We start from the raw sequence: 22,595 nt of genomic DNA on the forward strand, positions 1-22,595 counted from the left end.
AGCGCCTTCATCAGGTCGCCCATGTTCTTGGCATCGAAGGCGGCCTGCGACCAGGCGGCCTGCGCAGCCTGCGGCAACAGGCCCAGCCCGGCCAGCGCGGCCGCAACGGACGCGCTGCGCGCCAGCAGTTCTCGACGTGTGGTCATGGTCACGAGCCTCCTTGCGAACGCCATCCGACGTGTGCGCATCCTGACCGCGGCAGGCGCGAAACCCCATTACCCAAATGGGCTATCGCGGCCCACCCATCGCGGTAATAGACGGTGCCGGGCCTGCGCCGCGCTAATAGGCGCGAATCGCTGCTCAGGAGACAAGCATGAACTTCGACAAGGAATTCGACGCCTCGGGGCTGGCCTGCCCCTTGCCCATCGTCAAGACGAAGAAGTCGCTGGCCGACATGGCCAGCGGCCAGGTGCTGCGGGTGGTCGCCACCGACCCCGGCTCGGTGTGCGACATGGCGGCCTTCGCCGAGCAGACCGGCAATGCGCTGCTGCACTCCGGCAGCGAAGGCGGCAAGTATGTCTTCTTCCTGAAGAAGGCCTGAGCCGATGACCACCAAGAAGATGGCGATCATCGCCACCAAGGGCGCGCTGGACATGGCGTACCCGCCGCTGATCCTCGCCTCGACGGCGGCGGCGCTGGGCTGGGAAGTGCAGGTGTTCTTCACCTTCTACGGCCTGCAGCTGCTGCGCAAGGACCTGAGCGGCATCGCCATCAGCCCGCTGGCCAACCCGGCGATGCCGATGCCGGTGCCCATGCCGGTGATCGTCTCGGTGCTGCCCGGCATGCAGGCCATGGCCACCTCGATGATGAAGGCCAAGATGAAGAAGAAGGGCGTGGCCTCGCTGACCGAACTGCGCGATCTGTGCCAGGAGGCCGACGTCAAGTTCATCGCCTGCCAGATGACGGTCGACCTGTTCGAGTTCAGCAAGGACGACTTCATCGACGGCATCGAGTACGGCGGCGCGGCGACCTTCATGAAGTTCGCCGGCGAGACCGACGTCTGCCTGTTCATCTGAGCGCATCGTGAAGCGGCTCCTCGCGGCATTCGCCGCCTTGGTCATCGCCCCCGCCTGCCTGGCCGTCGGGCCCTACCTGGCGGGCTCGCCGCAGCCCGCCGGCGAGCTGCCCGCGCTGATGGGCCAGCTGGAAGCGAAGCTGCGCAACGACGGCTTCACCGTCGTCGGCCGGCACATGCCGCGCGGCCTGCCGAACCACGGCAGCCTGATCGTCACCGACGCCGCGCTGACGCAGGCGGCGCGCACGGCCGGCGGCACGGCCATCCTCGCCGCGCCGATCCGCGTCGGCGTGAAGAGCGACGGCAGCGTCTCGTACATGAACCCCGACTACTGGGGCCGCGCCTACCTGCGCGGCGGCTTCGGCGGCGCCGAGCCCGCGCTGCGCTCGGTGCGCGCGCGGCTCGCGCACGCGCTGGGCGAAGGCCCCGCCTTCGGCGGCGATGTGCCCGAGGCCGACCTGCCGGGCTACCGCTACATGATCGGCATGGAGCGCATCGACTCGCAGCGCAACGAACTGGCAAGCTTCCCCAGCTTCGACGAGGCGCTGAAGACAGTGCGCGCCAACCTCGCCCAAGGCCTGGGTGGCACGGCGCCGGTGTACGAGGTGGTGCTGCCGGAGGCGAAGCTGGCCGTCATTGGCGTGGCGATGAACGACCCCGAGAACGGCGAGGCCTGGTGGGCCGGCAAGATCGGGCCCGACCACGTGGCCGCCCTGCCCTACGAGATCTACATCGTCGACGGCAAGGCCTACGCGCTGTACGGCCGCTATCGCATCGCGCTGTCGTGGCCCGCCCTGGGCATGGGGCAGTTCATGCGCATCGCCCGCGCCCCCGACGTCATCCACGAGACCCTGGGCCGGCTCGCCGGCGCCGGGGCCCGCTGAGCCCCACCGCCCGGAGAGCCGACATGGAGATGGCCGCCAACCCCGCCAGCGTGGTCGTGTGGGGCGGCTTCGCCCTCGCCTTCGTCTTCGGCGCCGTCGCCAACAAGACCAACTTCTGCACCATGGGCGCGGTGTCCGACGTGGTCAACATGGGCCACTGGGGGCGCATGCGCATGTGGCTGCTGGCCATCGCCGTGGCCGTCCTCGGCGCCAATGCGCTGGCCCATGCCGGCCTGGCCGACCTCGGCAAGAGCGTCTACCAGCGGCCCAGCCTGAACTGGCTGTCGCTGGTGGTCGGCGGCACGGTGTTCGGCGTGGGCATGTCGCTGGCCGGCGGCTGCGCCAACAAGAACCTGATCCGCGTCGGCGGCGGCAGCCTGCGCTCGCTGGTGGTGCTGACCTTCCTGGCGATCTCGGGCTACATGACGCTCAAGGGCCTGTTCGGCCAGTGGCGTGCCGCGTGGCTGGACCCGGTGAGCCTCGATCTCTCGCGCTTCGGCTGGAAGGACCAGGGACTGCCCTCCCTGCTGGCCGCCGCCGGCGTGTCGGCGTCGTCGGCGCGCTGGGTCGCAGCCGGTGCGGTGGCGGTGCTGCTGCTCGGCTTCGTCTTCGCCGACCGGCGCTTCCGCGCCAACCCCACGCAATGGCTGGCGGGCATCGCGCTCGGCGCGCTGGTCGTGGGCGGCTGGTACGTCAGCGGGCACCTCGGCTTCGGCGAGAACCCCGACACGCTGGAGACCGGCTACTTCGCCACCAACACCCGCACGATCGAGTCGCTCAGCTTCGTGGCGCCGCTGTCGTACACGCTCGAGCTGCTGATGCTGTGGACGGACAAGTCGCTGCACGTCAGCTTCGGCATCGCCACCGCGCTCGGCGTGATCCTCGGCTCGGCCGCCTGGGCGCTGGCCTCGCGCAGCTTCCGCTGGGAAGGCTTCGCGTCGCTGGCCGACCTGCGCAACCAGCTGGTCGGCGCGGTGCTGATGGGCTTCGGCGGCGTCACCGCGATGGGCTGCACGGTGGGCCAGGGCCTGTCCGGCGTATCGACGCTGGCCATCGGCTCCTTCATCGCGCTGGCCTCGATCGTCGCTGGCGCGGCGGCGACCTTGAAGTACATCACCTGGCGCGCCGAGCAGGAAGCGTAGGAGAAGGCCCATGAGGAAACTCGCACCGGCCGTGCTGATCGCCCTGTCAGCGCTCCCCGCCGCCGCGCAGGACACCTGGGTGGCGGAAGCGCGCCAGGTCGCCACCTCGGTGCCACCGAAGCTGCTGTCCGTGCTCACCGCCGAGATCGAGCGCAGCGGCCCCGCCGGGGCGATCGGCGTGTGCCGCGAGGAAGCGCCGAAGCTGGCCCGTGCCGCCACGCAGGACACCGGCTGGAGCGTGCGCCGCGTCTCGCTGCGCGAGCGCAACCCGAAAGCCGTGCCCGACGACTGGGAGCGTGCCGCGCTGGAAGACTTCGACCGCCGCGCCGCGGCCGGCGAGAAGCCGGCTTCGCTGGAGCGCGCCGAGGTCGTGCAGCAGCAGGGCAAGTCGGTGATGCGCTACATGCGCGCGCTGCCGGTGGTGGAGCTGTGCACGAACTGCCACGGCACACCCGAGCGCATCAGCCCGGCGGTGAAGGAACGCCTGGCCGAGCTCTACCCGAACGACAAGGCCACGGGCTACGCCCTCGGCCAGATCCGCGGCGCGATGACGATCAGCAAGCCGCTGCCCTGAGCAGCGGCTTCACGGGCCGCACACCGCCTGCGGCGAGGCCAGCAGCGCGGCGATGGGCCGGCTCGCGGCGCTGCCGTGCACGAGGTGCAGCTCCAGCACCTGAGCGGCCAGGTCTTCGAAGTGGCAGGCCCCGGCGGCACAGGCCTGCTGCAATGCCGCGGCGCCGTCGCCCTCGCACCACGCCCGGTAGGCCTCGGCCAGGCCGGGGAAGAGTTGCTTGCGCAAGCCGTCGTAGCCGGCGAACCAGAAGTGCAGCGACACGGCATCGCCGCGCTCGATCAGCGCCGGCAGCGTGGTGCCCAGGTCGGCGATCTGGTCGCGCACGGCACGCAGCAGCAGCTCGCTGCGGCGGTCGTCCAGCGCGAGGCGGATCTCGCCCCAGGCGGGCCCGAGGCGACGACCGGCGCGGTGCTCGCCGATCTCGTGCAGGATCAGCGTCTCGGCCTGCTCGTCGAGCATGCGCGGCAACCCGGCGAGGAAGTCGCTTTCCAGGTCGTAGGCGCGGGCCACCGCCTTGAAGGGCCCGTCGGCGCGCTTCAGGCCGAAGACCTCGAACTTCTCCCACAGCCAGCGCGCCATCGATTCACGGCGCAGCACGACGGTGTCACCGGCGAGCGCGGCGGGCGGCGCGAACAGGCCGCGTGCCCACTCGCGGCCGCAGACCTGCACGACGAGACCCTCGGCCGCGATGGGTCGAAGTTCGATCAGCTCGGCAAGGAAGAAGGCCGGCCGCCGCGCGGATTCCCAGCCGGCGCCGTAGACGAGGCCCTGCGGCGCGAGCAGCGCGTTGACCGCTTCCACGCCGAAGGGCTCGCCCGGTGCACGGCCATCGCCCAGCGGCAGCGCCGCGAACTCGCGCGCTTCCAGATCGGCCCACAGCGCCTCGCGCCGTGCAATCCAGGCGCCGATCTCGCTGCGCACCAGCGGCGCGTTCAGCGGCAGGCCGCGCTCCCAGCGGTGGAACTCGCGCATCTGCAGCAGGAAGGTGCACAGGCTCAGATCCTGCGCATGGCGAGCATCGGCGATGTGGCAGTTGATCTGCACCGCCTCGCGCAGTGCGGCCGCCGGGCGGGTCACGGCGCCGGCCCGCGGTAGCGACGGCGCGGCTGCCAGGCGGTCATCGCCACCACCATCGGCTGCCAGGGCAGGTCCATCAGGCTGCCATGGAGCTCGTGCGCGAGCACCACCATGGCGTGCACGTCGGCCTGCGGTGCCTGCAATTGCGCGCGCAGCGCCGCCAGGCCGCCGCACTGCAGTTGCAGCGCCTTGGCATGCACCAGCGGCGCGGGCGGTCGCGGCAGGCGCAGCGCGAAGCCGGCGCGCTCCCGCATCAGCGCCGCCAGCGTGCCGCAGTTGACCTGCGCGACCGGCGACGCACAGACCAGCGCATCGGCCTCGCCGACCGACTGGCGCTGCGCCAGGCCGCACTGTGCGGCGTGCGCGAGCAGCGCCTTGGTGAAGACGCAGGCCGAGGCGCCGTGGCAGCAGGAGCTTACGCTCGATGCGGGCTCGTCCATCGCGGCGCGCTCAGTCGTCGCCGGCCGGGCCGGCCTCGCGCACCTGGCCGAGCAGGTCTTCGGCCTGCAGCTCGTTCTCGGCGAACATCACCTTGACCTTGCCGGCCGCCGCACCCGGCGCGTCGGCCGCGCGCAGCGCCTTGGCCCGGGCCGAGGCCTCGGCGAAGCGCTCGTGCTGCTCGACCTTCTGAAGGATGCCCAGCGGCATGATGCGGTAGATGTAGTAGGGCATGCGACCTCAGAGATAGCTCTTGGAAGCGCGCCGCCGGCCCGGGCGCGCCTTCTGGATGACCACGCCGCGCACCGCGGCCAGGTCGGGCAGCGCCCGCGGGGCGAAGGCCGGGTTGAGAGCGTGCAGAGCCCAGCCCTCGCCCTTGCGGCGCAGCTGGCGGAACAGCCACTCGCCGTCGAGCTGGGCGAGCACGAAGCTGCCGTCGCGCAGCGCGCCGTCGGGCTCGATGACGATGATCTCGCCTTCGTCGAACTCGGGCGCCATGCTGTGCCCGAGCACCTGCAGTGCAAAGACCTCCGCGCCGCTGCAATCACTCACTCCACCACCTCCGTGTGGATCTGCCCGGCCGGCACGCCGCCGGCGCGCAGTTCGTCGTACAGCGTCTGCACGAACACCGGCGGGCCGGCGAGGTAGAAGTCGCAGGCGATGTCGAACAGGTCGGCACGCATGGCCTGCGCCATCTGGCAGGCGCCGGCGGCCACGTCGCTGTGGTAGGCGAGCTGGTGCTCGAAGCTGTCGAGCGCCGCCGACCACGCGCGGCACTGGTTGGCCATGAAGTGCCCGTCGGGCCGCGTGGCCAGCCAGAACAGCGACAGCGACGGCGCCTCGTCGCGCGCCAGCGCATGCTCGATCAGGCTCTTCACCGGCGCGAAGCCGAGGTCGCAGGCGGCGAAGACGAGCGGGCGTTCGCCGCTTTCCAGCACGAAGTCGCCCTGCGGTCCCCACAGGTCGACGGCCGCGCCGGGCTGCAGGGCGCCGGCGAAGACCTGGCGCGCGAAACCGTCCGCCTCGTCGCGGCCGACGACGAAGTGCAGGTTGCGGTCGTCGCAGGGGCAGCTGGCCACCGGAAGCGTGCGGTGCACGTCGTCGCCGCCCTCGCGGCCGCCGAGCCCCAGCGTGACCGACTGCCCGGCGAGGAAGCGCAGCCGGTGGCTGCGCGGCGTCTGCAGGTGCAGCAGGCGTGTGTCGGGCCCGAGCTCGCGCAGCTGGCGCAGCGTGGTGACGATCTGCTGCGGCGGGATGTCCTGCGGGCCGCCGGCCTCCAGCGTCTCGATGGTCAGCTCGCTGCTGGCCGCCGTGTGCGCGCACAGCAGCGTGTAGCCCTGCGACTTCTCCGCCTCGGACAGCGGATAGTCGGCATGCTGCACGCGCGCCACCTCGCCGTCGATCACGCGCACCTTGCACATGCCGCAGGTGCCGTTGCCGCAGCCGTAGTTGAGCTTGAGGCCGGCGCGCAGCCCGGCCTGCAGCAGCGTGTCGTGCCCCTCCACGGCAAACTGGTGGCCGCTCGGGCGCACCGTGACCTGTGCGCACATCACCTTGAGCATGTCGTCCATCACGTCCAGGCTGTCGACGGATTCGGTGGCCAGCACGCGCGCCAGGCCCGTCGTCGCCTGGTTCGCGAGGCGCCGCAGGGCCACGTCGCCCGGCGCAGCCTCCGACTGCGCGCGCGCCGCGTCGCGCAACTCCAGCACCAGCGCGTGGTAGCGCTGCAGATGGCGGCGCAGGTCGGCGAGCTCCTGGCTCTGGTGGAACAGGCGCTGCGCCAGCACCTCCTGGCTGGGCAGCAGCCGCTCGCGCACGCGCCGGGCGAAGGCCTGCTCCTTGATCAGCGCCACCTGCTCGCGGGCACCGCCGTCGGGCTCGAGCTGCGCCTGCGGATACAGGCGCAGCAGCGCCTCGGTGGAGACCAGGCCGTCGCTGATCGGCAGCTCGCCGTTGCGCACGCGCTGCTGGAGCACGCCCCGCGACACCCCCACCAGGTGGGCAGCGCGCCAGACAGTGAGCCATTGCGACATCGGCGGCCTTCAGCAGACCCGGTCGAGGAACCGAGCCCGGTAGAGCAGGCGCGGCGCGGCCGGATCGTCCGCGAACGCTTCGCGGTCGTGCAGCACGTTGTTGCACACCAGGCCCATGCCGGCCTCCAGCCGGCCCTGCAGCACGAAGGGCGAGGTGGCGAGCACGCCGCGCAGCGCCGCCACGGCGGCCTGCGTGGCCGGGTCGTCGCGCCACACGATGCTGCGCGTGCGCGCCGTGTAGCGCATGTGCAGGGCGCCGCCGGCGTCGAGGCTGAACACCGGGCCGCCCTGCGCAGGCCGCGCGACGCCCTCGTCGTCGGTGCGCTCGGGGATGGTCATCGCCTCGGGCGCAGACAGGGCGCGCACGTGCGCCGGGTCGAGGTCACGCAGCGCGATGTAGGCCAGCTCGTGGTCGAGCAGCCGGTTGGCGCCGCCGCTGGCGGCCGGGCGCACGCAGTGCAGGATCATCCCGCGGATGCGCCGCTCGCCCGGATGGTAGTAGCCGTCGGTGTGCCACTGGATGGCGCGGTCGGTATAGGGGATGAACGCCGCTGCCGGGCCGGCACCGGCGCGCACCGTGATCGGCGAGATGCCGTCCTCGTCGGCCAGCCAGTTGGCGTCGAGCCGCTCCAGGCCGAGCTGCCGGCCGAGCGCGCGCGGCAGTGCCGGGTCGGCCGCGCCGGGCGCGCTGCGGTAGATCGCCATGTTGAAGCGCGCGCAGCGGTCGCGCAGCGCCTGCCGCTCGCCCCTCGACAGCGCGAACGGATCGTTCACCTCGACCACCAGCGCGTCGAGGCCGCGCGGTGCGTCGGCCAGCTTGGCTTCGCGCCACGCGCGGTAGGCCTCGTCGTCGTCGAGATCGAAGGGGCTCAGCCGCGCCCGTTGCAGTGTCAGGGCTTCCATGCTCACTCCCCGCTCATCGACTCGCGCCGCGCACGTCGCGGCTCGCTGGAGAACACGCCGTCCATCGCCTTGCGCAGCATGGCCACGGCCTCTGGCACTTCCGCGGCCATCACCTGGTCGAGCACCCAGCGGCGGTCCTTCTCCGGCACCAGCGGCTCGAGCCGGTGGCCGAGGTAGCGCGTGAAGGCGAAGTCCGGTCCTTCACCGTCGCTCCAGCCGAACTCGGCGTAGTGGCCGCTGAGCACGTTGAACTGCTCGATGAAACGATCGGCGTAGCTGCCGCCGTCGGCCAGCGGCCCGAGCAGGTCGGACTCGTTTTCGTCGAGCAGCTCCGCGGCGCGCAGCACCAGCGTGGTGGTGAAGGGTGTGCGGCCCTCACCGCCCAGCCGCGCGTAGGCGATGCGGTCGGCGCCGGCGAGCAGGAACACCAGCAGCTCGCGCAGCACGCCGAAGTAGGCTGGCCCCGCGTCGATGTCGAAGCCCGCCTCGCGCAGGCGCTTGATGGTGTGGCTGGCCACCCGCCAGGCGATGAAGGCGATCGCGCTGCCAGTCTGCGCCGGGTTCTTCGCCTGCTCGGGCTTGAACCACTGGGCCTTCAGGCGCGGGGGGACGGCCATGGTCGAGTGCGAGGTCAGGTCCGGCGCCGGGCCGCCCCAAGCCGGACGCTCCCCCTCGGGGGGGCGACGCGAAGCGTCTTGGGGGCCAACATCAGTAACCGCCCTTGCCCAGGGGCTGGGGAAGACCAGCGACCTTCGCGCCCTGCTTGGCCGGGCCGGTGGGAAAGAGGTCGTACAGCGACTTGCTGTCGCAGCCGGGCAGCACGTCGGCCAGGCCCTTGAGCATGTTGCGGAAGTTGGGCGTGTGGCCGTGCTCGCGGTATTCGTCGCGCAGGTAGCGGACCACCTTCCAGTGGTTTTCGGTCAGCATGATGTTCTCGGCCGCGGCGATCACCGGCACGACGTCGTCGTCGTAGTCCGCTTCCAGCAGGTAGCCTTCCTTGTCGGTCTCGAGTTCGCGCCCGTTGACGGTGTAGCTCATCGCTTCGGTCTCTCCCGTCGTCTGTCTCAATCGATCTCGCCCACGGCGGCGGCCGACTTGTGCGGCACGAACACGCCGCAGCCCATCAGCCGGTGCGCGCCCAGCCCGCGCTCGAGGATGCGCAGCGCGCTCGACTCGCGCAGGCCGTGAAGCATCAGGCTGTAGCCGTGCAGTTCGTGCGCCGGGCCACGCAACTGCTGCTCGCGGCCGCAGACGACCGGGCAGCGCACCTCCAGGCGCGCCAGCTCGTCGGACATCGCCGCGAGAAAGCCCACCTCGTCGGCCTCGCCGGCATCCACGAAGTGGGCATACAGCGTGGTGTGCGGCAGCAGCTCGCGCACCTGCGCCTCGCCCAGGCGGAGCTCGCAGCCGCCCACCTCGAGCGTGCGCCCGGCCAGCGCCAGCACAGATGGCGTACCCTCGCGCGGCACGCGCAGCACGAGGCGGGAGCGCGCCGAGAGCAGCGCCGGCTCGCCCGAGCCATGAACCAGCTTGACCGGGTGCACTGCCGTGCGGGGATCCTCGCCCAGCGAGGGCAGCGCCTGCGCCAGCGCAGCAGCCAGCGCCCAGCGGTGGTCGCGCGGCAGCGCGCGGCCCTGCAGCGCGAACGCGATGTCCACCAAGGCGGCCGCCGTCATTTCAGCTCTTCCCCTGCCCCTCGGCCCAGCGCAGCAGCGCGCGGCCCCAGTCGGCCGCGGTCTGCGCATCAACCTCGAACACCGTGAAGCGGCTCTTCTCGCGGATGCGCGTGCGCAGCAGGCTCATGCCGCCGGCCTCGTAGTCGATCTGCTGCAGCTCGATCTCCTGGCCGCCCAGGGGCACGCGCAGCTTGTCCAGCGGGGTGACGCGGGTCATCCACTTCTCCTGATGCCTGGCATTGGGCGCGGCCGGGCAGGCCAGCGTCTATCACCGCGTCGGGTGAGCGCCGGATAACCCATCTGGGTAGGTCCGGCGCACCCTTCCGGAGTGATGGCGCGGCGCAGGGGCGCTCCCTAGGATGCATCCACCTCGAAGGAGACATGCCCATGGCCAAGAAGATGCACCCGACGCCGATGCTCGACGAGCTCGAGACTGGCCCCTGGCCCAGCTTCGTCACCGGCCTGAAACGGCTGGCGAACGACAAGGACTACATGGTCGACCTGATGGGTCAGCTGGAGACCTCCTACCGCACCCGCAAGGGCTACTGGAAGGGCGGCACGGTGGGCGTGTTCGGCTACGGCGGCGGCGTGATCCCGCGCTTCACCGAGCTGAAGGACGAGAACGACAAGCCGATGTTCCCCGACGCGGCCGAGTTCCACACGCTGCGCGTTCAGCCGCCGGCGGGCATGCACTACAACACCGACGTGCTGCGCAAGATGGCCGACATCTGGGAGAAGCACGGCTCCGGCCTGATCGCCTTCCACGGCCAGTCGGGCGACATCATGTTCCAGGGCGCCACCACCGCCAAGGTGCAGGACGCCTTCGACGAGCTCAACGAGCTCGGCTTCGACCTCGGCGGCGCCGGCCCCGCGGTGCGCACCTCGATGAGCTGCGTCGGCGCGGCGCGCTGCGAGCAGAGCTGCTACGACGAGGCCAAGGCGCACCGCCAGGTGATCAACACCTTCCTCGACGACATCCACCGCCCCGCCCTGCCCTACAAGTTCAAGTTCAAGTTCAGCGGCTGCCCGAACGACTGCATGAACTCGATCCAGCGCTCGGACATGGCGGTGATCGGCACCTGGCGCGACAACATGCGCACCGACGAGACGCTGGCGCGCAAGTGGTTCGACGCGCACGGCATGGACGAGCTGGTCAACAACGTGATTTCGCGCTGCCCGACCAAGACCATCCAGCTCAAGGCGGTGAAGGACGTCGCCCAGGGCGAGAAGATCTCCAGCGTGAAGATCAGCGACACCCACGCGCTGGAGATCGACAACAGCAACTGCGTGCGCTGCATGCACTGCATCAACGTGATGACCGGCGCGCTGGCGCACGGCACCGACACCGGCGCCACGATCCTGATCGGCGGCAAGCGCACGCTGAAGATCGGCGACCTGATGGGCACGGTGGTCGTGCCCTTCCTGCCGCTGAAGACCGAGGAAGACTACGAGGCGCTGGTCGAGCTGGGCCAGAAGGTGATCGACTTCTTCGCCGAGAACGCGCTCGAGCACGAGCGCACCGGCGAGATGATCGAGCGCATCGGCCTGGTCAACTTCCTCGAGGGCATCGGCGTCGACATCGACCCGAACATGGTCGCCACGCCGCGCACCAACCCCTACGTGCGCACCGACGGCTGGGACGAGGAAGTGGCGCGCATCCAGGCCAAGAAGGCCGCGGCCTGAACACGACGAGGAACCATCCATGGCACAGATGCGCACCCCCATCGAGAGCGGCGTCCCCGACAACCGCCCGTTCCTGCACCCGGCGCTGCTGAAGAACTACGGCAGCTGGCGCTACCACGACCGGCCCCGGCCCGGCGTGCTGCACCACGTGGCCCACAGCGGCGACGAGGTGTGGAGCGTGCGTGCCGGCACGCAGCGGCAGATGGACGTCTACACCATCCGCAAGCTCTGCGACATCGCCGACCAGTATGCCGAAGGCCATGTGCGCTTCACGATCCGAAGCAACATCGAGTTCATGGTCAGCGACCCGGCCAAGGTCGAGCCGCTGATCGGGGCGCTGACGAAGGCCGGCTTCCCGGTCGGCGGCACCGGCAACTCGGTGTCGATGATCGCCCACACCCAGGGCTGGCTGCACTGCGACATCCCGGGCACCGATGCCTCGGGTGCGGTGAAGGCGCTGATGGACGAGCTCTACGAGGAGTTCATCCGCGAGGACATGCCCAACCGCGTGCACCTGTCGACCAGCTGCTGCGAGATCAACTGCGGCGGCCAGGCCGACATCGCGATCATCGTGCAGCACACCAAGCCGCCGAAGATCAACCACGACCTGGTGGCCAACGTCTGCGAGCGCCCCGCGGTGGTGGCGCGCTGCCCGGTGGCGGCGATCCGGCCGGCGCTGGTCAACGGCAAGCCCTCGCTGGAAGTCGACGAGAAGAAGTGCATCTGCTGCGGCGCCTGCTACCCCCCGTGCCCGCCGATGCAGATCAACGACCCGGAGCACTCCAAGCTGGCCATCTGGGTGGGCGGCAAGAACTCCAACGCGCGCGGCAAGCCGACCTTCATGAAGATGGTCGCCTCCGGGCTGCCCAACAACCCGCCGCGCTGGCCCGAGGTGTCGGCCATCGTCAAGAAGATCCTGCAGACCTACAAGGAGGATGCCCGTTCCTGGGAGCGCGTGTCCGACTGGGTCGAGCGGATCGGCTGGCCGCGCTTCTTCGAGAAGTGCGACCTGCCCTTCACCAAGTACCTGATCGACGACTGGCGCGGCTCGCGGGCCAACCTGAACGCGTCCACCCACATCCGCTTCTGACATGAAGATCGGCGTCCTGGTCAGCGAAGGACCGTACACCCATCAGGCGGCGGACAGCGCCTGGCAGTTCTGCCAGGCCGCCATCGCCAAGGGGCACGAGATCCACCGCGTCTTCTTCTATCACGACGGCGTCTACAACGCGACCAAGCTCACCGAGCCGCCGCAGGACGACCGCCACATCGTCAACCGCTGGTCGGCGCTGAAGGAGCAGCACGGGGTGGATCTCGTCGTGTGCGTCGCCGCGGCGCTGCGCCGCGGCATCAAGGACGAGGTGCTGGCGCCGGGCTTCCGCATCAGCGGCCTCGGCCAGCTGGTCGACAGCGGCATCAAGGCCGACCGCATGGTCACCTTCGGCGATTGAGGAGACGAGCGATGAAGAAGTTCATGTTCGTCAACCGCAAGGCGCCGTACGGCACGATCTACGCGCTCGAGAGCCTGGAGGTGGTGCTGATCGCCGCCACCTTCGACCAGGACGTCAGCCTGGTGTTCCTCGACGACGGCGTCTACGAGCTCGTCAAGGGCCAGGACACCGCCGGCATCGGCATCAAGAACCACTCCAAGACCTACCGCGCACTCGACGGCTACGACGTCGAGAAGCTCTACGTCGAGCGGGAGTCGATGGAAGCCCGCGGCCTGAGCGAGGACGACCTGATCGTCGACGTCGAGGTGCTGTCCAGCACGGAGATGGCCGCGCTGATGGCCGAGCAGGACGTGGTGCTGAGCTTCTGAGGACCGCCCCATGCTGCACATCGTCAACAAGTCGCACCGCCAGACCACGTCGCTCGCGAGTTGCCTGCGCCTCGCGCAGGACGGCCACGCGCTGCTGCTGATCGAGGACGGCGTCTACGCCGCCACGACCGCCGGCGCCGCCTCGGCCGGCCTCGCCGAAGCCATGAAGCGCCTGAAGGTCTATGCCCTGCAACCCGACCTCGCCGCGCGCGGCGTGGCCGGCTCGCTCGCCGACGGTGTCACCGCCGTCGACTACGCCGGTTTCGTCGACCTCGTCGCCGAGCACCCCAACAACCAGACCTGGCTCTGATTCCCCAAGGAGAACGCCATGCCCATCGAAGCCGCCGGCAAGACCTACGAAACTGACGAAGAAGGCTACCTGATCAACCTCGCCGAGTGGAACGAGGACGTGGCCAACGTCATCGCCAAGAGCGAGAACGTCGAGATGACGCCCAACCACTGGGAAGTCGTCAACTTCCTGCGCGAGTACTACAACGAGTACCAGATCGCCCCGGCCGTGCGCGTGCTGACCAAGGCGATCGGCAAGCAGCTCGGCCCGGACAAGGGCAACAGCAAGTACCTGTACGAGCTGTTCCCCTACGGCCCGGCCAAGCAGGCGTGCAAGATCGCCGGCCTGCCCAAGCCGACCGGCTGCGTCTGAGCATCGCCTCGCCACGCCGGAGCCGCGCCGCATGTCCGTGCTCACCGTCACGTACGCGCTGCTGTTCTACGTGGCCACGGCGGTGCTGGTGATCGGCCTGGCGCTGCGCATCCGCCTGTACCTGCGCGCGCCCGCGCCATTGAAGATCCCGACTACGCCGGCGCCCACCACCGGCACGGGCGTGGCGCTGCGCATGGCGCGCGAGGTGCTCTGGTTCGAGAGCCTGTTCAAGTCGAACAAGTGGACCTGGGCCTTCGGCTGGCTGTTCCACGCCGGGTTGCTGCTGGTGCTGCTGCGCCATGTGCGCTACTTCCAGGAGCCGGTGTGGACGCCCATCGTGATGGTGCAGTTCATCGGCACCTACGCCGGCTTCGCGATGGCGGCGGGCCTGGCCGGGCTGTGGGCACGCCGCTTCCTGGTCGACCGCGTGCGCTACATCTCCACGCCGTCGGACCACCTGCACCTGGCGCTGCTGCTGGCCATCGCCGGCTCGGGGCTGCTGATGCGCTTCGTCGCGCACACCGACATCGTCGCGCTCAAGGCCTTCATGCTCGGCCTGATGCGTTTCGACTGGCAGCCGCTTCCGGGTGACCCGTTGCTGCTGCTGCACCTCACGCTGGTGGCGCTGCTGATGATCGTGTTCCCGATCAGCAAGCTGCTGCATGCGCCGGGCCTGTTCTTCAGCCCGACGCGCTACCAGGTCGACAACCCGCGCGAGGCGCGCCACGTGGCCGCCTGGGCCGCGGCCCTGGACAAGTAAGCGCATGGCCACCGCCGCCTTCGAGACCCCGAAAGTCAAGCCTTACCCGGTGATCCCGCTGGTCGCCGAGGGGGCGATGGCGCACAGCAAGCCCTTCGTGGCCAATGCCGCCATCCAGACCAACATCGGCTTCCCCGGCGAGCTGGCCGAGGGCTGGGAGCAGCGCGCCATCGCCAAGATGGGCGAGCTGCTCGGCAAGTACCGCAGCCTGCAGGTCTACATGGATGCCTGCGTGCACTGCGGCGCGTGCTCCGACAAGTGCCACTACTTCCTCGGCACCGGCGACCCGAAGAACATGCCGGTGGCACGCCAGGACCTGATGCGCGCCGTCTACCGCCGCTACTTCACCTTCGCCGGCAAGCATTTCCCCAAGCTGGTGGGCGCGGTCGACCTCACGAAGGAGGTGCTGGACGAGTGGTACGCGTACTACCACCAGTGCTCGGAGTGCCGCCGCTGCTCGGTGTTCTGCCCCTACGGCATCGACACCGCCGAGATCACCATGGCCGCGCGCGAGATCATGGACTCGGTGGGCATGGGCCAGAAGTACGCCAACGAGATCATCGGCAAGGTCCACCGCATCGGCAACAACCTCGGCCTGCCCGGCCCGGCGCTGGAAGACACGCTGCTCGGGCTGGAGGAGGACGTCAAGGAAGACACCGGTGTCGACGTGCGCTACCCGATGGACGTGCAGGGCGCCGAGGTGCTGCTGATCACGCCCAGCGCCGACTTCTTCGCCGAGCCGCACGTCGAGAGCCTGATCGGCTACGGCAAGGTGTTCCATGCCGCGGGCATCAGCTGGACGCTGTCGAGCAAGGCCAGCGAGGCCGGCAACTTCGGCATGTTCATCGGCAACTACGAGCAGCTGCGCAAGATCGCGCTGCGCATCCGCGAGGCGGCGCTCGAGCTCGGAGTCAAGCGCATCGTGGTGGGCGAGTGCGGCCACGCCTGGCGCGTGGCGTACAGCTTCTGGAACACGCTGGTGGGCATCGGCGCGGGCGGCAAGGACCCGTTCGCCATCCAGCTGCAGAGCCAGCTCGACGGCCGCTACAAGCAGCCGATGCACATCTGCGAGCTGACCTGGGACCTGATCCAGCGCGGCGCGCTGAAATTCGACAAAGAGAAGAACGACGACCGCATCATCACCTTCCACGACTCGTGCAACGTGGCCCGCGCTTCGCGCATGGGTGACCTGCCCGGCGGCCAGTTCGCCATCCCGCGCCACATCATCAAGGCGGTGGCCAACCGGTTCCACGACATGGCGCCGGGCACCATCCACGAGAGCACCTTCTGCTGCGGCGGCGGTGGCGGCCTGCTCACCGACGACCTGATCGAGCTGCGCGTCAAGGGTGCGCTGCCGCGCATGGAGGCGCTGCAGCAGGTGGTCGACGAGCACGGCGTGAACTTCATGGCGACCATCTGCGCGATCTGCAAGGCGCAGTTCAGCAAGGTCCTGCCCTACTACGGCTTCGAGATGAGCATGGTCGGCGGCGTGCACCAGCTCGTCAGCAAGGCGATCCGGCTCGGCGAGCCGCACTGAACCCCCTTCGAGGAGACACACCATGTCCGGCCCTGCAGACACCGCGACCGCCAAGCCGCTGAACTTCCGCCGCTACAAGGACGGCGACACGAAGGTCAAGCGCTGGCAGGACGAGATCTTCGACGCCGACCACTCGCACAAGTGCCCGACCTACATCCAGAGCACGCCGCCCTGCCAGGGCTCGTGCCCCTCGGGCGAGGACATCCGCGGCTATCTCAACATCGTGCGCGGCATCGAGAAGCCGCCGGCCGGCATGCCCTGGCAGGAGTACGCCTGGCGACGCCTGACCGAGGCCAACCCGCTGCCCTCGGTGATGGGCCGCGTCTGCCCGGCGCCCTGCGAATCGGGCTGCAACCGCAACGAGGTGGAGGACTTCGTCGGCATCAACTCGGTGGAGCACTTCCTCGGCGAGTACGCGATCGCCAACAAGCTGGCCTTCCCCAAGCCGGAGAAGCTCAGCGGCAAGAAGGTGGCGGTGATCGGCGGCGGCCCGGCCGGCCTGTCGGCCGCCTACCAGCTGGCGCGCAAGGGCCACTCGGTGACCCTCTTCGACGAGCGCGCCGAGCTCGGCGGGATGATGCGCTACGGCATTCCGGGCTTTCGCACGCCGCGCACGGTGCTCGACGCCGAGATCCAGCGCATCCTCGACCTCGGCGTCACCGCGCGCATGAACACGCGCATCGGCACCGACATCACCATGGAACAGATCCGCGCCGACTTCGACGCGGTGTTCCTCGGCCTCGGCGCCCAGGCCGGCCGGCCGCTGCCGGTGGAAGGCTCCGACGCCCCCAACGTCGTCACCGCCACGGCCTTCCTGAAGGCCTTCAACGACGGTCGCATGCGCCATGTGGGCAAGCGCGTGGTGGTGGTCGGCGGCGGCGACACCTCGATCGACGTGGCCACCGTGGCGCGCCGCCTCGGCCACATCGACAAGATCAACGAGAGCGACCGGCCCGAACACGCCATCGCCGGCCATGTGGCGCACGACGTCGCTTCCGTGTCGGCGCGCCAGGGCGCCGACGTGACGCTGACCTCGATCTTCGCGATCGACAAGATGCAGGCCAGCCGCCACGAGGTGGAGCATGCGCTGGCCGAAGGCATCGCCATCCGCGGCGGCTACGCGCCGATCGCCGTGATCCGCGACGCGAGCGGCCGCGCCACCGCGCTGCGCGTGATCCGCTGCGAGGCGAAGATCGCCGGCGGCAGGCTGGAGATCAAGAACATCGAGGGCACCGAGGAAGATCTCGAAGCCGACCTGATCGTCTCGGCGATCGGCCAGGCGGTGGACTTCACCGGGCTGGAGTCGCTCAACAACGGCAAGGGCGGCATCGCCGCGGACAAGAACTACCAGGTGCAGGGCCAGGCCGGGATGTTCGTCGGCGGCGACGTGGTGCGCCCGCACCTGCTCACCACCGCGATCGGCCACGGCGCGATCGCCGCCGACGGCATCGACCGGCACCTGGCCGGGGAGCCGCTGGACAAGCGGCCGAAGATCGACGTTCACACCTGGGACATCAAGCGCAAGCTGGTCGAGAAGGGCCTGACGGTGAGCGAGGTGCACGAGCCGATCCGAGGCACCGACAGCACCAACGTGGCGATCCACAACTTCGACAACCGCTCCGACCGCTACGTGATCCCGCACGAGGAGCTGTTCCTCGGCCACTTCCAGTACACGGCCCGCCACAAGCGCAAGGTGGTGACGCTGAACGCCCAGCAGGCGCTGAACAACTTCGAGGAGCGCGTGCTGCCGCTCACCGAAGCCGAGGCGCAGAACGAAGCCAAGCGCTGCATGAGCTGCGGCCTGTGCTTCGAGTGCGACAACTGCGTCGTCTACTGCCCGCAGACGGCGGTGTTCAAGGTGCCCAAGTCGAAGTCGACCACCGGCCGCTACGTCGACACCGACTACAGCAAGTGCGTGGGCTGTCACATCTGCAAGGACGTGTGCCCGACGGGCTACATCCAGATGGGATTGGGAGAGTAAGGCGGTGGTCTGCGGCCTGTCGTGCCAGCTGATGCGCCATCCGCTGATGGTGGCGGTGGCGCTGGTGCTGCTGATCGCCGGCGGCGCCGCGATGGCGCAGCCCGCCGGCCGCACGCCCAAGCCCGCGATCGAGCCCGCCCAGGCCGGCACGAAGTGCGTGGCGCCACCCGAGGTGATGCGCCGCGATCACCCCGCCATGCTGAAGCACCAGCGCGACGTGACCGTGCACCGCGGCGTGCGCCAGGCGCGCGACAGCCTGCAGGGCTGCGTGGGCTGCCACGCCAGCGCCGCCACCGGCAGCGTGGCGCAGGCCAAGACCGACTTTTGCAGCAGCTGCCACAGCTATGCGGCTGTGAACATCGACTGCTTCGAGTGCCACGCCAGCCGGCCAGCGCAGCGCACCGCGCGGGCACAGACGCAGGCGGAGGCGAGCAAGCCATGAGCAAGGGCTCGACCGAAGCGCTCGCCGGGCGCCGCAAGTTTCTCGGCCTGGCCGCCGCCGGCATGGGCGGCGTGCTGCTCGCGCCGGGCATCCACCTGATCGAGGTCGCGCAGGCGGCCACGCCGGAAGTCACGTCCAAGGTGCGCTGGGGCCTGCTGATCGACACCACGAAGTGCGCCAGCGGCTGCACCGACTGCATCAGCGCCTGCAATACCGAGAACGGGCTGGACCCGAAACCCTCGCCGACCTCGGCGCAGTGGATCCGCAAGGTCGAGATCAAGGAGATCAAGACCGGCCGCAGCGCTTCGCTGCCGGTGATGTGCCAGCACTGCGCCGAGCCGCCCTGCGTCGACGTCTGCCCGACCGGCGCCTCGTTCAAGCGCGCCGACGGTATCGTGCTGGTGGACCGCCACAGCTGCATCGGCTGCCGCTACTGCGTGATGGCCTGCCCCTACAAGGCGCGCAGCTTCGTGCACGAACCGGTGACCGACCAGAAGCCCGACGTGCCGCGCGGCAAGGGCTGCGTCGAAGGCTGCACGCTGTGCGTGCACCGCGTCGACCGCGGCGGCACGCCGGCCTGCGTCGAGGCCTGCACGAAGGCCGGCCACGAGGCGATGCTGTTCGGCGACCTCAACGATCCGGACAGCGCCATCTCGAAGCGCATCCGCGACGTGGCGACGCGCCAGCTGCGCGCCGACCTCAAGCTCGATCCGGGCGTGCGCTACCTGGGGCTGTGATCATGCGCAGCGAACATTTCCAGCACATCGAGCCGCGCGCCTTCTGGGCGCTGCTGGCCGTCGGCGGCGCCGTCACCCTCGCCGGGCTCGGCGCCGCGCACACGATGGAGGTGCACGGCCATGCCATCACCGGCATGACCAACCAGGTGGTCTGGGGCCTGCCGCACGTGTTCGCGATCTTCATGATCGTGGCCGCCTCGGGCGTGCTCAACGTCGCCTCGATCGGCTCGGTGTTCGGGCAGAGCGCCTACAAGCCGCGCGCGCCGTTGTCGGGCCTGCTGTCGCTGGCGCTGCTGGCCGGCGGCCTGATGGTGCTGATGCTCGACCTCGGCCGGCCCGACCGCGTGATCGTCGCCGCCACGCACTACAACTTCACGTCGGTGTTCGCGTGGAACGTGTTCCTCTACTCGGGCATGGCGGCCATCGTCGGTGTCTACCTGTGGACGATGTTCGAGCGGCGCATGAACCGCTACTCGAAGGCGGCCGGCATCGCCGCGCTGGTCTGGCGCTTCGCGCTGACCACCGGCACCGGCTCGATCTTCGCGTTCCTCGTCGCGCGGCAGGCCTACCAGTCGGCGGTGCTGGCGCCGCTGTTCATCGTGCTGTCGTTCGCCTGGGGGCTGGCGGTGTTCCTGATCGTGCAGTCGGCCATGTACGCCTGGAACGGCCAGGCGCTGCCCGAGGCAGTGCGCGCGCGCATGGCGCGGCTGCTCGGCGTGTTCGTCGCGGCGGCGCTGTACCTGGTGGCCGTCTACCACCTCACCAACCTGTACTTCGCCCGGCAGGGCGACTTCGAGGCCTTCATCCTCTTCGGCCGCGGCGACCCTTCCGGCGTCTTCCCGGCGCTGTTCTGGGGCGGTTACGTGCTGCTCGGCGCGCTGCTGCCGATGGCGCTGCTGTTCCATCCGCGCGGCGTGGGCCCGAACGCGATGCTGACGGCCAGTGCGATGGTGGTGGCCGGCGCCTTCGCGCTGCTGTTCGTCTTCATCGTCGGCGGGCAGTCCTTCCCGCTGGAAATCTTCCCCGGCCATGAGGTGACGAGCAGCTTCGCCGACGGCCAGGTGGAGCTGTACGTGCCGCGCTGGCCCGAGTGGCTGCTGGGCATCGGCGGCCTGGGCGCTGCCTTCGTGCTGACGCTGATCGGCGTGCGCGCGCTGGACGTGCTGCCGCACGACGAGTTGAAGCCATGAGTACGCGGACCGAGCGCTGGGCCGCTCCCAAGCCGGGCCGCGCCCCCTCGGGGGGACGACCGACGCGCGCGTCGGGCGGGGGGCTGTCATGACTCCTGCCCTGCTCGTCTCTGCGGCTCACAAGAGTTCGGGCAAGACCACGGTGACGCTCGCGCTGGCGGCCGCACTGGCCGCCCGAGGCCATGTGGTGCAGCCGTTCAAGAAGGGCCCGGACTACATCGACCCGATGTGGCTGTCGCTCGCCGCCGGCCGGCCCTGCATCAACCTCGACCCGCACCTGATGGGCTGGGACGAGATTGCCGAGGTCTTCGCGCAGCGCCTGCGCGGCGCCGGGATCGGACTGGTCGAAGGCAACAAGGGCCTGCACGATGGCCTGGCGCTGGACGGCAGCAACAGCAACGCCGCGCTGGCGCGACACCTCGGTCTGCCGGTGCTGCTGGTTCTGGACGCGCGCGGCATGACGCGCGGCATCGCACCGCTGATCCTCGGCTACCAGGCCTTCGACCCGTCCATCCGCATTGGCGGCGTGATCCTCAACCAGGTGGGCGGGCCGCGCCACGAAGGCAAGCTGCGCGCCGTCATCGAGCACTACACCGACGTGCCGGTGCTCGGCGCCGTGCCCAAGGACGCGCGGCTTTCGCTCGACGAACGGCACCTGGGGCTGATGCCCGACCGCGAGCTGGGCGATGCACCCGCGCGCGTGCGCGAGATGGGCGAGCTGATCGCCGGCTGCGTGGACCTGGAGCGCGTGCGTGATCTCGCCGCCACGCGCTGCCATGCGGATGTGGTGGAACCCATCGCCGACGCCACCCTGCGCGCGGCCGCCGAGCCGCTGCGCATCGGCATCGCCCGCGACAAGGCCTTCGGCTTCTACTACCCCGACGATCTCGACGCCCTGGTCGCCGAAGGCGCCGAGCTGGTGCCCTTCGACACCCTGGCCGACCGCCAGCTGCCGCCGGCGCTGGATGGCGTCTTCATCGGCGGCGGATTCCCCGAGCTGTTCATGGCCGAGCTGGAGGCCAACGTCTTGCTGCGCGGCGCGATGCATCGCGCCATCGCAGAAGGGCTGCCGGTCTACGCCGAGTGCGGCGGGCTGATGTACCTGGCGCGCTCGATCACCTGGAAGGGACGCAGCGCGCAGATGGTCGGTGCGATTCCCGGCGACGTGGTGATGCACGCCCGCCCGGTGGGCCGCGGCTACGTGCGGGTGGAGGAGACTGCCGAGTTCCCCTGGCAGGACGCCGAGCACGAGCCGTCGATCCGGCACGGCCACGAGTTCCACCATTCGAGCCTGGAGAACCTCGACCCGTCGGTGGCCTTCGCCTACCGCGTGCAACGCGGTCACGGCATCGACGGTCTGCACGACGGCGTGATGGTGCACAACGTGCTGGCGAGCTATGCCCACCTGCGCCACACCGGCGGGAACGACTGGCCGAAGCGGTTCGCGGCGCACCTGCGTCGTGTGCGTGGCGAGGCGCGCGCGGCGCAGGCGCCGCGCCTGCGCATCGGAGGATGACCATGGTCGACACCCTGACCGACACCCTCCGCGTCGGCAAACGCTTCATCGAGGTCGACGCCGAGGGCTACCTGCGCCGCCTCGACGACTGGTCGGAGGACTTTGCCCGCGCCCTGGCGGCGCGCGAAGGCCTGGAGCTGACCGAGGCGCACTGGGAGCTGATCCGCTTCCTGCGCGCCTACTGGGCCGAGCACGGCGTGCAGCCGCAGGTGCGAGTGATGATCCGCCACTTCAGCGAGCGCTGGGGCCCCGAGCGCGGCAGCAACCACCACCTTCACGAGATGTTCCCGCGCGGCGGGCCGCAGAAGCAGGGCAACCGGCTGGCCGGCCTGCTGCGCACCAAGGGCGAACACTGAGAACAGGAGACACACGATGTTCACGCTGACCCCCACTGCCGCCGAGCGCATCCGGCAGGCCGCCGTCGAAGGCGGCATGGAAGCGCTGGCGCTGCGCGTCGCCGCCCGGCGCGAGAGCGACGGCTCGATCAGCTACGGCATGGGCTTCGACGAGCCCGGCGAGGGCGAGCG

At 70.0% G+C, this 22,595-nt stretch carries 30 protein-coding genes; 19 read left to right on the top strand and 11 right to left on the bottom strand.

The genetic code is table 11. The features are described 5' to 3' along the window. Window positions 1–188, bottom strand: a 188-nt coding sequence (locus AB7U92_RS03755) for a twin-arginine translocation signal domain-containing protein (protein ID WP_428574863.1), incomplete at its 3' end; no start/stop codon positions are given. A 125-nt stretch (window positions 189–313) separates the two neighbouring features. On the opposite strand from AB7U92_RS03755, the gene AB7U92_RS03760 reads away from it, so the two are divergent. Genes AB7U92_RS03760 through AB7U92_RS03780 form a run of 5 tightly spaced genes read left to right on the top strand, consistent with a single transcriptional unit; the run spans window position 314 to window position 3,615 of the window. Beyond that, window positions 314–541 (top strand): sulfurtransferase TusA family protein, encoded by a 228-nt coding sequence (locus AB7U92_RS03760; protein WP_428574864.1) that lies wholly within the window; start codon window positions 314–316, stop codon window positions 539–541. A gap of 4 nt (window positions 542–545) precedes the next feature. Next, window positions 546–1,016: a sulfur carrier protein DsrE2 gene (gene dsrE2, locus AB7U92_RS03765; RefSeq protein ID WP_428574865.1), complete on the top strand. Its 471-nt coding sequence runs from the start codon at window positions 546–548 to the stop codon at window positions 1,014–1,016. Between the two features lie 7 nt (window positions 1,017–1,023). Further along, window positions 1,024–1,899 carry a hypothetical protein gene (locus tag AB7U92_RS03770; RefSeq protein ID WP_428574866.1) on the top strand — a complete coding sequence of 292 codons (876 nt, stop codon included), beginning with the start codon at window positions 1,024–1,026 and terminating at the stop codon, window positions 1,897–1,899. A gap of 23 nt (window positions 1,900–1,922) precedes the next feature. After that, window positions 1,923–3,041, top strand: a complete 1,119-nt coding sequence (locus AB7U92_RS03775; RefSeq protein ID WP_428574867.1) for a YeeE/YedE family protein — start codon at window positions 1,923–1,925, stop codon at window positions 3,039–3,041. A gap of 10 nt (window positions 3,042–3,051) precedes the next feature. Next, window positions 3,052–3,615, top strand: a complete 564-nt coding sequence (locus AB7U92_RS03780; protein WP_428574868.1) for a Tll0287-like domain-containing protein — start codon at window positions 3,052–3,054, stop codon at window positions 3,613–3,615. A 9-nt stretch (window positions 3,616–3,624) separates the two neighbouring features. On the opposite strand, the gene AB7U92_RS03785 is transcribed toward AB7U92_RS03780, so the two are convergent. The 10 genes from AB7U92_RS03785 to AB7U92_RS03830 all read right to left on the bottom strand — a co-directional run bounded on the left by AB7U92_RS03785 (window position 3,625) and on the right by AB7U92_RS03830 (window position 9,959). Further along, complete coding sequence (locus tag AB7U92_RS03785; RefSeq protein ID WP_428574869.1) at window positions 3,625–4,692, bottom strand: Sfum_1244 family protein; 1,068 nt, start codon at window positions 4,690–4,692, stop codon at window positions 3,625–3,627. Beyond that, window positions 4,689–5,132, bottom strand: a complete 444-nt coding sequence (locus AB7U92_RS03790) for a hypothetical protein (RefSeq protein ID WP_428574870.1) — start codon at window positions 5,130–5,132, stop codon at window positions 4,689–4,691. Before AB7U92_RS03790 ends, AB7U92_RS03785 begins: the two co-directional genes overlap by 4 nt. A gap of 10 nt (window positions 5,133–5,142) precedes the next feature. After that, the gene (locus AB7U92_RS03795) at window positions 5,143–5,364 is read right to left on the bottom strand and encodes a hypothetical protein (RefSeq protein ID WP_428574871.1); all 222 of its coding nucleotides are present in this window, start codon (window positions 5,362–5,364) and stop codon (window positions 5,143–5,145) included. 6 nt (window positions 5,365–5,370) lie between these two features. Then, entirely contained in the window at window positions 5,371–5,682 is a 312-nt protein-coding gene (locus tag AB7U92_RS03800; RefSeq protein WP_428574872.1) for a S24 family peptidase, read from the bottom strand. Beyond that, window positions 5,679–7,163 (bottom strand): 2Fe-2S iron-sulfur cluster-binding protein, encoded by a 1,485-nt coding sequence (locus AB7U92_RS03805; protein WP_428574873.1) that lies wholly within the window; start codon window positions 7,161–7,163, stop codon window positions 5,679–5,681. Before AB7U92_RS03805 ends, AB7U92_RS03800 begins: the two co-directional genes overlap by 4 nt. A 9-nt stretch (window positions 7,164–7,172) precedes the next feature. Next, the gene (locus AB7U92_RS03810; protein WP_428574874.1) at window positions 7,173–8,066 is read right to left on the bottom strand and encodes a TauD/TfdA family dioxygenase; all 894 of its coding nucleotides are present in this window, start codon (window positions 8,064–8,066) and stop codon (window positions 7,173–7,175) included. A gap of 2 nt (window positions 8,067–8,068) precedes the next feature. Then, the gene (locus AB7U92_RS03815) at window positions 8,069–8,683 is read right to left on the bottom strand and encodes a hypothetical protein (protein WP_428574875.1); all 615 of its coding nucleotides are present in this window, start codon (window positions 8,681–8,683) and stop codon (window positions 8,069–8,071) included. Between the two features lie 91 nt (window positions 8,684–8,774). Continuing rightward, window positions 8,775–9,104, bottom strand: coding sequence for a TusE/DsrC/DsvC family sulfur relay protein (locus AB7U92_RS03820; RefSeq protein ID WP_428574876.1), 330 nt, complete (start codon window positions 9,102–9,104; stop codon window positions 8,775–8,777). Window positions 9,105–9,130: 26 nt separating this feature from the next. Continuing rightward, window positions 9,131–9,742 carry a type I-MYXAN CRISPR-associated protein Cas6/Cmx6 gene (cas6, locus tag AB7U92_RS03825; protein WP_428574877.1) on the bottom strand — a complete coding sequence of 204 codons (612 nt, stop codon included), beginning with the start codon at window positions 9,740–9,742 and terminating at the stop codon, window positions 9,131–9,133. Window position 9,743: 1 nt separating this feature from the next. Further along, window positions 9,744–9,959 (bottom strand): DUF6967 family protein, encoded by a 216-nt coding sequence (locus tag AB7U92_RS03830; protein ID WP_428574878.1) that lies wholly within the window; start codon window positions 9,957–9,959, stop codon window positions 9,744–9,746. Between the two features lie 170 nt (window positions 9,960–10,129). On the opposite strand from AB7U92_RS03830, the gene dsrA reads away from it, so the two are divergent. The 14 genes from dsrA to AB7U92_RS03900 all read left to right on the top strand — a co-directional run bounded on the left by dsrA (window position 10,130) and on the right by AB7U92_RS03900 (window position 22,424). Next, the gene (gene dsrA, locus AB7U92_RS03835; protein ID WP_428574879.1) at window positions 10,130–11,425 is read left to right on the top strand and encodes a dissimilatory-type sulfite reductase subunit alpha; all 1,296 of its coding nucleotides are present in this window, start codon (window positions 10,130–10,132) and stop codon (window positions 11,423–11,425) included. Between the two features lie 19 nt (window positions 11,426–11,444). After that, on the top strand, window positions 11,445–12,515 hold the full coding sequence (dsrB, locus tag AB7U92_RS03840) for a dissimilatory-type sulfite reductase subunit beta (RefSeq protein ID WP_428574880.1): 1,071 nt from the start codon (window positions 11,445–11,447) through the stop codon (window positions 12,513–12,515). 1 nt (window position 12,516) lies between these two features. Continuing rightward, complete coding sequence (tusD, locus tag AB7U92_RS03845) at window positions 12,517–12,876, top strand: sulfurtransferase complex subunit TusD (RefSeq protein WP_428574881.1); 360 nt, start codon at window positions 12,517–12,519, stop codon at window positions 12,874–12,876. 11 nt (window positions 12,877–12,887) lie between these two features. Next, window positions 12,888–13,244 (top strand): sulfurtransferase complex subunit TusC, encoded by a 357-nt coding sequence (tusC, locus tag AB7U92_RS03850; RefSeq protein ID WP_428574882.1) that lies wholly within the window; start codon window positions 12,888–12,890, stop codon window positions 13,242–13,244. Between the two features lie 10 nt (window positions 13,245–13,254). Continuing rightward, a complete protein-coding gene (tusB, locus tag AB7U92_RS03855; protein WP_428574883.1) occupies window positions 13,255–13,554 on the top strand; it encodes a sulfurtransferase complex subunit TusB in 300 nt (99 codons plus the stop codon). An 18-nt stretch (window positions 13,555–13,572) separates the two neighbouring features. Beyond that, complete coding sequence (locus AB7U92_RS03860; protein WP_428574884.1) at window positions 13,573–13,905, top strand: TusE/DsrC/DsvC family sulfur relay protein; 333 nt, start codon at window positions 13,573–13,575, stop codon at window positions 13,903–13,905. Window positions 13,906–13,936: 31 nt separating this feature from the next. Continuing rightward, on the top strand, window positions 13,937–14,665 hold the full coding sequence (locus AB7U92_RS03865; RefSeq protein ID WP_428574885.1) for a respiratory nitrate reductase subunit gamma: 729 nt from the start codon (window positions 13,937–13,939) through the stop codon (window positions 14,663–14,665). A gap of 4 nt (window positions 14,666–14,669) precedes the next feature. Continuing rightward, window positions 14,670–16,202, top strand: a complete 1,533-nt coding sequence (gene dsrK / locus AB7U92_RS03870) for a sulfate reduction electron transfer complex DsrMKJOP subunit DsrK (protein ID WP_428574886.1) — start codon at window positions 14,670–14,672, stop codon at window positions 16,200–16,202. Between the two features lie 22 nt (window positions 16,203–16,224). Next, a complete protein-coding gene (locus AB7U92_RS03875) occupies window positions 16,225–18,183 on the top strand; it encodes an NAD(P)-binding protein (RefSeq protein ID WP_428574887.1) in 1,959 nt (652 codons plus the stop codon). A gap of 4 nt (window positions 18,184–18,187) precedes the next feature. Next, on the top strand, window positions 18,188–18,625 hold the full coding sequence (locus tag AB7U92_RS03880; RefSeq protein ID WP_428574888.1) for a hypothetical protein: 438 nt from the start codon (window positions 18,188–18,190) through the stop codon (window positions 18,623–18,625). After that, window positions 18,622–19,362, top strand: a complete 741-nt coding sequence (gene dsrO / locus AB7U92_RS03885; RefSeq protein ID WP_428574889.1) for a sulfate reduction electron transfer complex DsrMKJOP subunit DsrO — start codon at window positions 18,622–18,624, stop codon at window positions 19,360–19,362. Before AB7U92_RS03880 ends, dsrO begins: the two co-directional genes overlap by 4 nt. 2 nt (window positions 19,363–19,364) lie before the next feature. Then, complete coding sequence (gene nrfD, locus AB7U92_RS03890) at window positions 19,365–20,552, top strand: NrfD/PsrC family molybdoenzyme membrane anchor subunit (protein WP_428574890.1); 1,188 nt, start codon at window positions 19,365–19,367, stop codon at window positions 20,550–20,552. A gap of 88 nt (window positions 20,553–20,640) precedes the next feature. Then, window positions 20,641–22,068, top strand: a complete 1,428-nt coding sequence (locus tag AB7U92_RS03895; RefSeq protein WP_428574891.1) for a cobyrinate a,c-diamide synthase — start codon at window positions 20,641–20,643, stop codon at window positions 22,066–22,068. A 2-nt stretch (window positions 22,069–22,070) separates the two neighbouring features. Continuing rightward, on the top strand, window positions 22,071–22,424 hold the full coding sequence (locus AB7U92_RS03900) for a TusE/DsrC/DsvC family sulfur relay protein (protein ID WP_428574892.1): 354 nt from the start codon (window positions 22,071–22,073) through the stop codon (window positions 22,422–22,424). Window positions 22,425–22,595 lie beyond the last annotated feature (171 nt).

Origin of the sequence: Piscinibacter sp., assembly GCF_050175855.1 — a bacterium.
Taxonomy (GTDB): domain Bacteria; phylum Pseudomonadota; class Gammaproteobacteria; order Burkholderiales; family Burkholderiaceae_C; genus Piscinibacter.

Excerpts from the sequence above, each read along its gene's own strand:
- AB7U92_RS03790 (WP_428574870.1), bottom strand. The coding sequence starts at position 5,132 with ATGGACGAGCCCGCATCGAGCGTAAGCTCCTGCTGCCACGGCGCCTCG.
- AB7U92_RS03795 (WP_428574871.1), bottom strand. The coding sequence starts at position 5,364 with ATGCCCTACTACATCTACCGCATCATGCCGCTGGGCATCCTTCAGAAG.
- tusC (WP_428574882.1), top strand. The coding sequence starts at position 12,888 with ATGAAGAAGTTCATGTTCGTCAACCGCAAGGCGCCGTACGGCACGATC.
- AB7U92_RS03900 (WP_428574892.1), top strand. The coding sequence starts at position 22,071 with ATGGTCGACACCCTGACCGACACCCTCCGCGTCGGCAAACGCTTCATC.
- AB7U92_RS03895 (WP_428574891.1), top strand. The coding sequence starts at position 20,641 with ATGACTCCTGCCCTGCTCGTCTCTGCGGCTCACAAGAGTTCGGGCAAG.
- AB7U92_RS03810 (WP_428574874.1), bottom strand. The coding sequence starts at position 8,066 with ATGGAAGCCCTGACACTGCAACGGGCGCGGCTGAGCCCCTTCGATCTC.
- tusD (WP_428574881.1), top strand. The coding sequence starts at position 12,517 with ATGAAGATCGGCGTCCTGGTCAGCGAAGGACCGTACACCCATCAGGCG.
- AB7U92_RS03830 (WP_428574878.1), bottom strand. The coding sequence starts at position 9,959 with ATGACCCGCGTCACCCCGCTGGACAAGCTGCGCGTGCCCCTGGGCGGC.
- dsrK (WP_428574886.1), top strand. The coding sequence starts at position 14,670 with ATGGCCACCGCCGCCTTCGAGACCCCGAAAGTCAAGCCTTACCCGGTG.
- AB7U92_RS03875 (WP_428574887.1), top strand. The coding sequence starts at position 16,225 with ATGTCCGGCCCTGCAGACACCGCGACCGCCAAGCCGCTGAACTTCCGC.
- AB7U92_RS03865 (WP_428574885.1), top strand. The coding sequence starts at position 13,937 with ATGTCCGTGCTCACCGTCACGTACGCGCTGCTGTTCTACGTGGCCACG.
- AB7U92_RS03760 (WP_428574864.1), top strand. The coding sequence starts at position 314 with ATGAACTTCGACAAGGAATTCGACGCCTCGGGGCTGGCCTGCCCCTTG.
- tusB (WP_428574883.1), top strand. The coding sequence starts at position 13,255 with ATGCTGCACATCGTCAACAAGTCGCACCGCCAGACCACGTCGCTCGCG.
- dsrO (WP_428574889.1), top strand. The coding sequence starts at position 18,622 with ATGAGCAAGGGCTCGACCGAAGCGCTCGCCGGGCGCCGCAAGTTTCTC.
- AB7U92_RS03820 (WP_428574876.1), bottom strand. The coding sequence starts at position 9,104 with ATGAGCTACACCGTCAACGGGCGCGAACTCGAGACCGACAAGGAAGGC.
- cas6 (WP_428574877.1), bottom strand. The coding sequence starts at position 9,742 with ATGACGGCGGCCGCCTTGGTGGACATCGCGTTCGCGCTGCAGGGCCGC.
- AB7U92_RS03860 (WP_428574884.1), top strand. The coding sequence starts at position 13,573 with ATGCCCATCGAAGCCGCCGGCAAGACCTACGAAACTGACGAAGAAGGC.
- AB7U92_RS03775 (WP_428574867.1), top strand. The coding sequence starts at position 1,923 with ATGGAGATGGCCGCCAACCCCGCCAGCGTGGTCGTGTGGGGCGGCTTC.
- AB7U92_RS03805 (WP_428574873.1), bottom strand. The coding sequence starts at position 7,163 with ATGTCGCAATGGCTCACTGTCTGGCGCGCTGCCCACCTGGTGGGGGTG.
- AB7U92_RS03780 (WP_428574868.1), top strand. The coding sequence starts at position 3,052 with ATGAGGAAACTCGCACCGGCCGTGCTGATCGCCCTGTCAGCGCTCCCC.
- AB7U92_RS03815 (WP_428574875.1), bottom strand. The coding sequence starts at position 8,683 with ATGGCCGTCCCCCCGCGCCTGAAGGCCCAGTGGTTCAAGCCCGAGCAG.
- dsrA (WP_428574879.1), top strand. The coding sequence starts at position 10,130 with ATGGCCAAGAAGATGCACCCGACGCCGATGCTCGACGAGCTCGAGACT.
- dsrE2 (WP_428574865.1), top strand. The coding sequence starts at position 546 with ATGACCACCAAGAAGATGGCGATCATCGCCACCAAGGGCGCGCTGGAC.
- nrfD (WP_428574890.1), top strand. The coding sequence starts at position 19,365 with ATGCGCAGCGAACATTTCCAGCACATCGAGCCGCGCGCCTTCTGGGCG.
- dsrB (WP_428574880.1), top strand. The coding sequence starts at position 11,445 with ATGGCACAGATGCGCACCCCCATCGAGAGCGGCGTCCCCGACAACCGC.